The organism is Paenibacillus phytorum, from assembly GCF_013141715.1.
GTDB classification, from domain to species: Bacteria; Bacillota; Bacilli; order Paenibacillales; family NBRC-103111; genus Paenibacillus_E; species Paenibacillus_E phytorum.
On sequence record NZ_WHOA01000089.1, the window covers coordinates 171,009 to 183,324 of the forward strand.

General features: G+C 45.2%; 13 protein-coding genes. 1 reads left to right on the forward strand and 12 read right to left on the reverse strand.

From position 1 onward, the window contains the following. The first annotated feature begins 175 nt into the window (after positions 1 to 175). Positions 176 to 271 (forward strand): YjcZ family sporulation protein, encoded by a 96-nt coding sequence (locus GC098_RS12525; protein ID WP_171643473.1) that lies wholly within the window; start codon positions 176 to 178, stop codon positions 269 to 271. Positions 272 to 425: 154 nt separating this feature from the next. Here GC098_RS12525 and GC098_RS12530 read toward each other — a convergent pair whose 3' ends face one another. The 12 genes from GC098_RS12530 to folD all read right to left on the reverse strand — a co-directional run bounded on the left by GC098_RS12530 (position 426) and on the right by folD (position 12,299). Beyond that, positions 426 to 656 (reverse strand): helix-turn-helix domain-containing protein, encoded by a 231-nt coding sequence (locus tag GC098_RS12530; RefSeq protein ID WP_171643474.1) that lies wholly within the window; start codon positions 654 to 656, stop codon positions 426 to 428. 39 nt (positions 657 to 695) lie between these two features. Then, entirely contained in the window at positions 696 to 1,490 is a 795-nt protein-coding gene (gene spo0A, locus GC098_RS12535) for a sporulation transcription factor Spo0A (protein ID WP_171643475.1), read from the reverse strand. 233 nt (positions 1,491 to 1,723) lie between these two features. Further along, entirely contained in the window at positions 1,724 to 3,064 is a 1,341-nt protein-coding gene (gene spoIVB, locus GC098_RS12540) for a SpoIVB peptidase (RefSeq protein ID WP_171643477.1), read from the reverse strand. Between the two features lie 118 nt (positions 3,065 to 3,182). Beyond that, on the reverse strand, positions 3,183 to 4,910 hold the full coding sequence (gene recN, locus GC098_RS12545; protein WP_171643478.1) for a DNA repair protein RecN: 1,728 nt from the start codon (positions 4,908 to 4,910) through the stop codon (positions 3,183 to 3,185). Positions 4,911 to 4,925: 15 nt separating this feature from the next. Next, entirely contained in the window at positions 4,926 to 5,375 is a 450-nt protein-coding gene (gene ahrC / locus GC098_RS12550) for a transcriptional regulator AhrC/ArgR (RefSeq protein WP_171643479.1), read from the reverse strand. A 2-nt stretch (positions 5,376 to 5,377) separates the two neighbouring features. After that, positions 5,378 to 5,830, reverse strand: a complete 453-nt coding sequence (locus GC098_RS12555) for a hypothetical protein (RefSeq protein WP_171643480.1) — start codon at positions 5,828 to 5,830, stop codon at positions 5,378 to 5,380. 200 nt (positions 5,831 to 6,030) lie between these two features. Continuing rightward, on the reverse strand, positions 6,031 to 6,864 hold the full coding sequence (locus GC098_RS12560; RefSeq protein ID WP_171643481.1) for a TlyA family RNA methyltransferase: 834 nt from the start codon (positions 6,862 to 6,864) through the stop codon (positions 6,031 to 6,033). 36 nt (positions 6,865 to 6,900) lie between these two features. Then, a complete protein-coding gene (gene dxs, locus GC098_RS12565; RefSeq protein WP_171643482.1) occupies positions 6,901 to 8,787 on the reverse strand; it encodes a 1-deoxy-D-xylulose-5-phosphate synthase in 1,887 nt (628 codons plus the stop codon). A 118-nt stretch (positions 8,788 to 8,905) separates the two neighbouring features. Continuing rightward, a complete protein-coding gene (locus GC098_RS12570; protein ID WP_171643561.1) occupies positions 8,906 to 9,763 on the reverse strand; it encodes a polyprenyl synthetase family protein in 858 nt (285 codons plus the stop codon). Between the two features lie 49 nt (positions 9,764 to 9,812). Next, the gene (xseB, locus tag GC098_RS12575) at positions 9,813 to 10,067 is read right to left on the reverse strand and encodes an exodeoxyribonuclease VII small subunit (protein WP_057306412.1); all 255 of its coding nucleotides are present in this window, start codon (positions 10,065 to 10,067) and stop codon (positions 9,813 to 9,815) included. Further along, positions 10,054 to 11,424, reverse strand: a complete 1,371-nt coding sequence (gene xseA, locus GC098_RS12580; RefSeq protein ID WP_171643483.1) for an exodeoxyribonuclease VII large subunit — start codon at positions 11,422 to 11,424, stop codon at positions 10,054 to 10,056. Before xseA ends, xseB begins: the two co-directional genes overlap by 14 nt. Positions 11,425 to 11,432: 8 nt before the next feature. Beyond that, entirely contained in the window at positions 11,433 to 12,299 is an 867-nt protein-coding gene (gene folD / locus GC098_RS12585; RefSeq protein ID WP_171643484.1) for a bifunctional methylenetetrahydrofolate dehydrogenase/methenyltetrahydrofolate cyclohydrolase FolD, read from the reverse strand. Positions 12,300 to 12,316: the final 17 nt, after the last annotated feature.

The window sequence follows — 12,316 nt, forward strand, 5'->3', positions numbered from 1 at the left end:
TGGTTCCAAGATTTGATTAACCCTCATGGGCAATGCTCCTTAATCGTCTAGAAAGTCTGGATTTTTTTCAAGAATAGGGACAATAGCACAATCAGTCGATTCGCCCAAACATTCCTCCAAAATAGTCATAAGCTATCTCGAAACACAAACCACTTTCAGTTGGAGGTTGATTCGGATGAGTTGTGGAACTGGCGTAGGTTACACTTCTTCAACAGCAATCTTGGTACTGTTCATTTTACTGGTTATCATCACTAGCGCTTTTGTTTGGTAATTTAGAAAACAAATATAGAAGGGCTACCTATCAGCATAGGTAGTCTTTTTGTGGTCAATTATATCAAAGAATTGTTCATTTTAAGTTTTTAATAAACATAAAAAAGAACGCTCTGGATAAGAGCGCCCTCTTTTAATATATAGTATTGCAGCCATCAATTCAAAACGTTGGACTCGATCGTGACCAATTCATACAAATCATTCACATCACACCCCAAGGTGTCAGCGATAGATATAGCAGACTTAAGCGGCATGATTCTTTTGTTTTCAACAAAGTCGGTAATTCGCTCTGGCTTGTAAAGCAAAGTTCGAGCGAGTTCAGAGGCAGTCATGTTGGATTCAAGTAATCGCTCACTAAGTAGGCAGCGACCGAGCTCATATTTCATTCTGATGACCTCCGAGACACTACAAAGATTCTAACCCTCTCAAGAAACCTTATGCTCGATGCGAAGCTTATCAGCAACCATCGCGATGAACTCCGAATTTGTCGGCTTGGACTTCGAGATGTTAATCGTGTATCCGAAGATAAACGAAATGGAATCAATGTTGCCGCGCGTCCAAGCGACTTCAATCGCATGACGGATGGCGTGCTCAACGCGACTAGGTGTAGTCTTGTACTTCTCAGCAATAGCTGGGTACAAAGTTTTGGTGATCGCACCAAGGATTTCGATATTGTTGTAAACCATCGTAATCGCTTCGCGAAGATATTGATATCCTTTAATATGTGCAGGAACGCCGATTTCATGTATGATGCTGGTGATATTAGCATCTAAGTTTTTACCTTTAGGCATATGCACAATATTTGCACGTGATGTTGAAGTCGTTGCGGATGCTTGATTGTTACCAACAAGCTGGCGAATACGGTTTGTTAGCGTATCCATGTCAAAAGGCTTGAGAATGTAGTAAGAGGCTCCAAGTTGCACAGCTTTTTGAGTGATATTTTCTTGCCCAAAAGCGGTTAGCATGATGATTTTCGGTTGTGTGGGAAGATTCATCTCACGCATTTTCTCGAGTACACCCAGACCATCCAAGTGAGGCATAATAATATCTAAAATGAGTACATCCGGCAAATCACGTTGTTGTTCAAGAAAACGAAGAACTTCGTTACCGTTGTACGCCACTCCTACAATTTCCATATCCTCTTGCTCACCAATGAACTCTGATAATAAATGGGTAAACTCACGATTGTCATCTGCTAGTAACACTTGAATTTTTTGCAACTTAAAATCCTCCTTTAGCTACTCATACAAGTTGGTGTTTCTCTCTTAAGTAAAGGTATTCGACACCTCAACTTAAATTCCTTCTGTCGAATATTATTTTTCTTTTCTTTTATTTCACTTTCTTATATAATAATATATTTATCTTCTGTTTCCAACATTTTTCGACAAATTCACATAAAGCCGTGTTTCCCCTTGTAGAATGAGGTTAAAATAAAATAAAGAATCAAAGGCTTCTAGCTCGCCTTTGATTCTTTGTAAGAGGCTCCTGAAGAAGGTCTAAGGATAATACCTGAGTCCTGAAGCATCCATTCTATGAAACAACCGTAACCACTTGTAGGATCATTCACAAATACGTGTGTAACGGCTCCGATTAACTTGCCATTCTGGATAATAGGGCTGCCGCTCATTCCTTGAACAATACCGCCTGTTTTATCTAACAACCGCGGATCAGTGATTTTAATCACCATACCTTTTGTTCCTGGAATGTCTTGTTTGGACACGTGGACAACTTGAATGTCAAATTTCTCGACCTTCTGTCCTTCCACGACCGTATAAATTTGAGCAGGTCCTTCTTTCACTTCTTCAGCGAAAGCAACAGGTATAGCTTCTTTATCCAAACTGTGGTCAGGAGCAGCATACATTTTCCCAAAAATACCGAATGCCGTGTTTCTTTCGATATTACCAATGACTTTACTATCTTTGTACAAGGTAGCATGTTTCTCACCGGGATCTCCATTGTGGCTCTTAGAAATAGAGGTTACATTCGAGTACACAATATCGCCGTCACCAACGATGATTGGCGTTTGGGTATCCATATCCGTGATAACATGTCCAAGTGCCCCGTACACGCCTTGATCTGGTGCGTAGAAGGTTAGAGTACCCACACCCGCAGCTGAATCACGAATGTACAGCCCTAAGCGGTAGGACTTATCTACAACGTCATAGACTGGCTGCAGCTTCACAACAATCTCTTCATTGTTACGAAGGATTTTGAGCTCCAGCGGTGTTTTGCTTTCACCGGATTTGGCTACAAGATCAGCAACCTTACTAACATCCTTGGAATCTTTGCCATTGATCTTAGTAATTAAATCACCTACTTGAATTTTCGCTTCTTCACCAGGTGAAACTTTTTGGTCTTGGGCAACAGTTACTAAATGATGACCTACGACCAAAATACCGGCAGACTTAATTTTCACACCGATCGTTTGACCACCTGGGATGACTTTCAAATCCGGCACTACATTGACCTTAACGGTCTTGATGGGGATTGCACCGAACAGCTTGAGCTTCATTTCTGTTTGCCCAGAGTGATCGGATTGCAAAGAGATGGGTTCTTTCAAATTAACTTGAAATGAGTGCTTGGCATTGCCGTTTACCTTTACAATATCCGTATCTTTTACCGTGACTTGGGCGTTGACCGGCATTGTTAATTGGAGCTGCTTCCCCTGACCGCTGAATAAGCGAAGTTCCTGAGGGAAGGAGGCAAAGCTTTGAAAAGGCGGAGACAAACTTACCATACAAACGAAGAAGACGAGCAGGAGTCCGAACAATCTTTTTCTTTTGCTGGATTGCAATATCTTCACGCTCCTTCACACTTCCTTGAGCCCTGACGATTGTCGTCGTCAAATGCGTACCTTTAAGTTAACCCCACTCTCCCCGTTTTATAACTGAAAATGCTGACTATCTATACTTTCATACCCTTGCTTTCTTATTTCTTGCCATGGCAAGCATTTCCCCTGCATGATGCAGGGTGGTTTCCGTCACTTCTACACCGCCAAGCATTCTCGCTAATTCCTCAATTCGTCCAGAATCAGGCATATCTTGAACACGTGTAAACGTTCGTTCTTGATCCACTTCTTTCCGAATATAGAAATGAACATCAGCGAAACTAGCCACTTGAGGTAAATGTGTAATCGAGAAAACTTGGCAGTTTGTCGACAAAGCGGACATTTTTTCTGCAATAGCTTGCGCCGCGCGGCCACTTACACCTGTATCTACTTCGTCGAAAACAAGTACAGGAATTTGATCAATACGTGCAAATATGGTTTTCATCGCGAGCATAATACGTGAGAGCTCCCCGCCAGAAGCAATTCTACTAAGGCCGCGTAAAGGCTCTCCAGGATTGGGTGCCATGAGAAACTCAATTTGATCGATTCCTTGCCGTGAGTACCGTACTTTGTTTGCTTCAACAAGAATACCTCGTTCGTCAAGTGTTTGTTCCACTTGTACACGGAACTGCGTGCGTTCCATCTGCAGATCACGAAGTTCATGTTCAATTTGACCCGCAAGCTGTTCAGCAATTCCTTTGCGCAAATTGGAAAGATCCAAAGCCGCCACGCCCAATTGCTTTTCTTCAGCCGCAAGCTTGTCCTCTAATTTGCGAATATGCTCATCTTTATTTTCAATGGTATCAACTTCACTTTTAATTTTATCCAAATAACCGAGTATTTCTTTAATATTCTCTCCATATTTTCGTCGAAGAGACGTGATCATATCTAATCTTTGTTCAATAAAATCTAAACGCGAAGGATTAAACTCGATACCATCTCGATAATCACGCAGCTGATAAGCAGCATCTTCCATCTGATAATAAGCGGATTGCGCCTGCTCGAGAAGAGGACTTAGCTTCGTTGGATCAAGTTGAACGATATCCTGCAGTCTGGAAACTGCCTTTCCGGCTGCATCTAAGCCACGGTTCGTCGCATAGAGGAAATCATAAGCCTCGGAAGAGCTTTGAAATAATTTTTCCGCGTTAGCCAGTTTTCGCTTCTCTTCGATTAAGGTCTCATCTTCCCCCATTTTAAGCTTTGCAGCCGAAATTTCATCGATTTGAAAACGATATAAATCTAGCATTTGAAGCGCCTGTTTACTTGTTTCTTGAAGTTCTCGCAGCTCTTTTTGCAGCTTCATATATTGATCATAGCTAGCTTGATAGTTTTTTTTCGCAGCCTCAACTTCAGAATCACCGAATAAATCAAGAGAATGAATATGTTCATCTACATTCAGCAGGGATTGATGTTCATGCTGACCATGAATATTAACCAGCCACTCTCCCGTTTTGCGAAGCATTGTCAAGTTGACAAGTTGACCATTAATTCGGCTGGAGCTTTTACCCGTTGCGGTGATTTCTCTACGAATAAGCAAATGCTCACTGGCATCTGCACTTATACCGAGTTCTGTAAGCGTATGCCAAACCGGATGCGTGGATGGCAATTCAAACATAGCTTCTATCTCTGCTTTGTCAGCACCATAACGTACCAACTCCGAAGATCCTCTACCGCCAACAATGAGTGTTAAAGCATCGATAATGATCGATTTGCCTGCACCTGTTTCTCCTGTTAGGACATGAAAACCAGCTTTGAAACGAATATGTACATGTTCAATAACAGCCAAATTCCGAATCGAAAGTTCTGTAAGCATGTGCTCCTCCTGAAATTAAGATAGTAATGACATGACATCATTCACAAAAGTAAGGCTGTTCTCTTTGCCGCGGCAAATCACAAGAATGGTATCATCTCCGCAAATCGTCCCCATAACATCGTTCCACTCTAGATTATCAATAAGTGCGCAAATCGTGTTGGCTGTACCTGGCAAACATTTCATCACGACAAGATTGTCGGTATGGTCAATGCTAACAAAATGATCACTCAAAGCTCTACGCAGTCTTTGCATCGGATTAAATCGCTGATCGGCTGGCATGGAATACTTATATCTGCCATCATCTAAGGGAACCTTAATCAGATGAAGCTCTTTGATATCGCGTGAGACTGTCGCCTGTGTGACATGAAAGCCAGCAGCCCGAAGAGTCTCCACCAATTCATCCTGCGTCTCAATCTCGTGGTTCGTAATAATCTCTCTGATTTTTACATGCCTTTGACCTTTCATCGTTACACCTCTATATGAAATGTGATTTTTTTTATTTTGTTTAGAGCCATATCCACATAAAGCACGCCATCAGCTTCTGGATATATCAGACTATAGGGTAGCAGCATATCGCGAACTGCGCTTCCTGTCATTTCTAGCGGTTTACGTTCCTTCGCTACTTTCACGAGGTAAATTCGTTCATCTTTCTGGGCAAAAAAGTCGATGAATAACCGGCTTTCCAGCTGTTCTCTTTCATTGATCATCATGGTGATGGGAATTTTGGTTTTACCGGCAAGCACATCGAAGCCAGCTCCTTCAAGCAGCTCCACGACTTCATCCTGTGGTATTTCTGAGTGTCTAGGAATCCTTCTTCGCTTCTTATTCGGGCCGTCTAGCCACCTTTGGAATCGCCAAAAGATAATGCCTACAACTATGATCAGGATTAACAAAATGACTTTAACATCGCCTTGTTCCATGTCCTTCACCTCGCCATAGTATTCGCGGATTTACCCGTAAAATCCTTTTTTATGAAGCAAGGTTAAACGACTCCATCGTCCTTTAGGGACGAGTGCGTTTGTCAAGGTATATACAAAGCAAAAGCATTATAAAACTGATACTTCCTAGCTACTGAAAAAACCCATCTCTGGGCCGCAAAAAGGCGTTCTCAAAGATGAGTTTATTTGCCATGCAATTTCTGTGCTTCTTTGACCGTCCCTGCAATCAAATCTTTCAGAGAAGAAGTGTCAGCAAGAGAGGTATCCTCAGCTGTATCACTTGACCAATAGGCAAGGAATTCAATATTCCCTTCCCCTCCTGTGATTGGTGAGTATGTCAGTCCTTTCAAGCGAAAGCCTAACTCTTCTGCAAAAGTTAACACAGTGGTCAGCACATCCACATGTACATCAGGGTCGCGAACAACACCGGATTTGCCAACTTTCTCTCTACCTGCCTCGAACTGAGGTTTAATGAGGGCAACCACTCGCCCCTGATCTAACAAGATCTCTTTCAGTGGCGGTAAAATAATACGCAGCGAAATGAAAGAAACATCAATGCTTGCAAATGTAGGTCGTGGTCCGTTCAAATCCTCCATTTTCGTATAGCGAAAATTCGTTCTCTCCATAACATGAACACGTTCATCATTACGAAGCGACCAGTCCAATTGATTATAGCCAACATCGACGGCGTACACAGAGGAAGCACCATTTTGCAGAGCACAGTCTGTAAATCCGCCTGTCGAGGCTCCGATATCAAGCATAACTGCGCCATTTAAATCGATATCAAATTGTTTCAATGCCTTCTCTAGCTTAAGACCGCCTCTACTTACATAAGGGTGAAGTGCACCTTTCACTTTCAATACAGCCTTCCGGCTGATCTTCATCCCTGCTTTATCTACAGGTTCTTCGTCAGCAAAAACAAGGCCTGCCATAATGGCGGCCTTTGCCTTTTCTCTGCTTTCGAAATATCCTTGCTCAAGAAGCAATAGATCTAATCGTTCTTTATCCGATGACATTGTGTTTGTGTTACTCCTATTCTTATCATCCATAGCCTAAGCTCGTTGTCGTTTACGTGGCACTAGCTTCTTCACTTCAGCAATTAAGTTTTGTGTGGTAAGTCCAACTTCTTCACGTTGTTCTTTCACGCTTCCATGCTCTACAAAGTAATCCGGGATACCCATTATTTGAACGTTTAATCCAACGACCCCTTTGGCTGCATAGAATTCAATTACGCTGCTGCCAAGTCCGCCTTGGATTGAACCTTCTTCCATCGTGATAATTGGAATAGAATCGCTCGCTAACTGAAGTAAGTAAGCTTCATCAAGCGGCTTAATGAATCGTGCATTGACAACGCGAAGATTGATGCCTTCCTTTGCCAATTGTTCGGCTGCCTCTTCCGCAATCTGCACCATCGGTCCAACAGCAAGTACCGCAGCATAATCCCCGTCACGCAATGTCTCCCATGTACCGATTGGAATCGCTTTTGGCGCTTCAACGATACTCGATCCTGTTCCGCTGTTTCTTGGATAACGGTATGCGATAGGTCCATCATTGTACTCAAGAGCAGTTTGCATCATATCTCTTAACTCGCGTTCGTCCTTCGGCATCATAAGCACCATGTTCGGCAGCGCCCGTAGAAATGAAATGTCGTATGCACCATGATGCGTCTCGCCATCTGGACCTACAAACCCAGCACGGTCAATTGCAAATGTAACATTCAGCTTCGGACGGCAAATGTCGTGGACAACTTGGTCGTAAGCTCTCTGAAGAAAAGTGGAATATACAGCAAATACGGGTTTCAGGCCTTCACTCGCAAGACCTGCACATAGTGTTGCCGCATGCTGCTCCGCAATCCCGACGTCAATCATCCGATTGGGGAACTGCTTCGCGAACTTCAGTAACCCAGAGCCTCCAGGCATAGCTGGTGTAACAGCAACAATTCTGGAATCCTTCTCAGCAAGCTCAATTAACGTATTCCCAAAAATTTCTGTATACATGGGAGGACCTACAGACTTAAGCACCTGACCTGATTCGATCTTGTAAGGTCCTGGACCATGCCAACTGTGCGAGTCCTGTTCGGCTGGCGTATACCCTTTACCTTTGGTCGTTACGACATGAACAAGCACAGGACCGTTGACTTTCTCGGCCTGTTTAAGCGTATCGAGCAATACCGGTAAATTATGTCCGTCTACAGGCCCAATGTACGTGAACCCTAATTCCTCAAACCAAACGCCATTTAACACAAAATATTTCAGACTGTCCTTCAGCTTTTCCGCGGTTTTGGCCAAGGTGCCGCCGATGGCAGGAATTTTCTTAAGTAAATGTTCAACTTCTTCTTTGGCCTTCAAATAATGACGATCCGAACGAATTTTGCTCAAATAATTATGAATAGCCCCGACATTGGGCGCAATCGACATTTCATTGTCATTCAGAATGACCATAATATTTTTCTTCTCATGACCAATGTGGTTCATTGCTTCTAACGCCATACCACCGGTAATCGCCCCATCACCAATAACGGCAACAACTTTATTATGTTCACCTTTTAGATCACGAGCCATCGCCATTCCCATTGCGGCTGACAGCGAAGTACTGCTATGCCCGGCTTCCCAGACGTCATGTTCACTTTCAGAACGTTTCACGAATCCACAAAGTCCCTTGTACTTGCGTAGGGTATCGAATTTATCTTTGCGACCGGTTAAAATTTTGTGTACGTAAGCTTGATGACCCACATCAAAAATAAATTTATCATACGGGCTGTGGAACAAGGTATGTAAAGCAATGGTGAGCTCAACCACACCTAAATTGGAGGACAAGTGTCCACCTGTAACAGACAGCTTCTCAATCAGAAATTGACGGATTTCACCAGCCAATGTCTCAAGCTCCGTCAAGGATAAACGCTTTAAGTCCTCAGGCCGATTGATTTGTTCGAGCAGCACGCTTGTTTCCTCACTTTCAATGTGAAAATACTGAGATCGATTTCACCATTATATCATAAATTGGGTATTTCGTGTAAAACGACAAAAACGTAAGGAGAATAATTCACGCAATAAAGGATTAATGATCCCTCTGCATTAAGTAATCCGCCAGTTGGAGAAGCCTCTCAGGGTGCGCAATCTGTGCACGAAGCAGTGCTTCTTTGGCTTGAATCGTTAAATCCTTGACCTTCTGCTCCGAAGCTTCGATCCCAATAAAAAAGGGATAAGTTACCTTCTGCTGTTTCTCATCGCTCTTCACAGGTTTACCTAACTTCTTCTCATCACCGATAATATCCAAAATATCATCCTGAATTTGAAAAGCAAGACCAATCGCATTCCCGAATTCGCTAAGTGCACGAAGTTGCGCACTCGTTGCGCCCGCAATATGACCGCCAGCACGTAACGAGAAAACAATGAGATCACTCGTCTTATGCGTATGTATGAAAGCTAATTCTTCAAGCTTGGTAATGCCTTGCTCCCCGAGCATATCAGCAGCTTGACCGCCAACCATCCCTCTCGCGCCTGCATAAATGGCAAGTTCTTCTGTGATGGAGAGCACACGTTCTGCTGGAATGCCGTGGCCTTTATGAGCCTGCGTAATGCTGAAGAATGCTTGAGTCAGCAATGCATCGCCAGCTAGAATGGCCATGGCCTCACCGTATACCTTATGATTCGTCAGCTTGCCTCGGCGATAATCATCATTATCCATAGCTGGCAAATCGTCATGAACCAGAGAGTATGTATGAACCATCTCAATGGCTAAAGCAACAGGCATCGCTGCTTCTAGGGAACCCCCTAGTACTTCAGCTGCTGCTAGCACCAGAATGGGGCGCAAGCGCTTGCCTCCAGCCATTAGGGAGTAGTTCATGGACTCACGCAGAGATCCAGGAACATCCCAGGCTGCAGGCAGCGCTTGGATTAAAGCCGCTTCAACCATGTCTGCATGGGAAGCTATATATTCATGAATGGTAGACGTCTTATTCAACCTAATTCCCCTTATCTTCTAAGACAGGTTGGAAAGGCTTCCTGCTCACAGTGCCCGATTCACCTTCAACCAGCATCTCAATTTTCTTCTCCACTTGTTCAAGCTTCACACCGCACAGATGGGAGAGCCGAACGCCTTCCTGATACAGCTCAATGGCTTTCTCCAAAGGCACATCGCCGCTTTCCAATTGGGCAACTATGCGCTCCAACTGTTCAATGGCCAGTTCAAAGCTAACTTCAGTTTCACTCGTTGACATCTTTGTTCTCCTCCATCCCCGATACCTGACAATTCAACCTTCCGTCCTTGAGACGAATCTTAACGAAATCTCCAACCTTTACTTGGGAGACTGAACGAATGAGCTCCTGCTCTTGTTCGTCGTACGCCAAGCTGTAGCCCCGCTGCATGACCTTCAGCGGGCTGAGGGCGTCCAAATGACGGACGCCAGATTGCCACTCCTGCTTCTTCGTACGCAGGAGGGTCTGCATGGCCGTGAGCATCTGTCGCTTGGAAGTATCCAAGCGCCGCCTTGCGGACACGGCCTGCTCTTTGGGATTGAAGCTGGATAAGCGGCGCTCCAGCTTCAATCGCCGTTCCGCCAGCAGCGTTAGACACTGGCGCATGCGGTAACCGAGCTGCTCCGCAAGCCGGTCTAGTCGCTCTGCAGGCTGCATCAGCAGCTGCCTGCGGGGGTTCGTCAGGAACGGGGAGCGCTTCGCGCGCTCCAGCCGTTCCTGCTTGCGGCGCAGCTGCTGGAGCAGCCCATAGTGCAGCCGCTGCGCTTGCTGCGACAGCTGCTGCTTCAGCTCGAGGTGGTTCGGCACCGCGAGCTCAGCTGCCGCCGTAGGCGTCGGCGCTCTTAGATCGGCGACGAAGTCCGCGATCGTGAAGTCCGTCTCGTGGCCGACGGCCGAGATGACGGGAATCGCGGAGGCTGCGATAGCCCGCGCAACGGCTTCCTCGTTAAATGCCCAGAGCTCCTCGAGGGAGCCGCCGCCGCGGCCCACGATGAGCACGTCGGCTTCTCCGAGCCGGTTCATTACTTCGATCGCCTTGACGATCGAAGGGCCTGCTTGCGCTCCCTGTACCAGTACCGGGTACAGAAGAATCTGGACCGACGGGTAGCGGCGCTGCAGCGTGATGATGACATCACGCACAGCGGCTCCTGTCGGAGACGTAATCACGCCGATCGCGCGTGGAAACCGAGGAATCGGTTTCTTGCGCTCCGCCGCGAACAGTCCTTCCCCTTCGAGCTTCTTCTTGAGCTGCTCGAAGGCCATATACAAACTGCCGATGCCATCTGGCTGCATCGCCGTCACATAGAACTGATACGCTCCGTCTCTTTCATATACGGAAATATTACCGCGAGCGATCACTTTCGTTCCCTCTTTCGGTATAAAACCGAGCTTCTGGTTATGAGAAGCAAACATGATGCTTTTTAGCCTGCCATCTGCATCTTTCATCGTAAAATACATATGACCGCTGGAATGGTGAGTGAAATTAGAGATTTCCCCACGAACCCAAACATCCTGCAGACGGGAATCGCCCTCTAGCATGAGTTTAATATACCGGTTCAAATCCTTGACAGATAAGATCTTTGTCTCGTTTTTCGCCATACTCCTTATTAAACGCTCACATTCGCTTTAGCTGCAAGGCCCGCTGCATCAACCGTGTTGCGAAGAAGCATGGTAATGGTCATTGGACCTACGCAACCTGGTACGGGTGTGATTGCACTCGCAATCTCTTTAACCGCTTCGAAATCAACATCCCCTGTCAGTTTACCGTCAGCAGGGCGATTCATCCCAACATCGATAACGACAGCACCTGGCTTCACGTGATGAGCTTTAATCAAATGCGCTTTACCAACAGCAACAACGAGAATATCCGCTTGTTTCGTGATTTCCTCCATATTCGGAGTACGAGAGTGAACAACAGATACCGTCGCATGCTCGCGCAGAAGCAGCATAGCCATTGGTTTGCCTACGATGTTGCTTCTTCCTACAACAACAGCGTGCTTACCAGCTATTTCGACTCCTGTGCGTTTTAAAATTTCGATAACACCATGCGGTGTACATGGCTTCATACCATCTTTGCCAATCATCAAGTTACCGACATTAACGGGGTGGAAACAATCTACGTCCTTAAGCGGATCAATTTCATCAACAACTGCCTCTTCATTGATATGCTTAGGCAGTGGTGATTGAACTAGAATGCCGTTAATTCGGCTATCGCTATTAAATTTATGAATAAGTGCAATTAACTCTTGTTGCGTTGTATTTTCCGGCAAACGATGTACTTCGGAATAAATCCCTACATCATCGCAAGCTTTCGCTTTGTTTCTTACATATACCTGTGAAGCCGCATCTTCTCCCACAATAACAACGACAAGACCAGGCTGGTTGCCTTGCGCAGTAAGCGCGGCCGCATCCGACCTGATCTCCTCACGGATGGAACTCACGAGTTCTTTCCCATTAATAACTTGTGCAGACATGTTATTTCCCCCTAAGA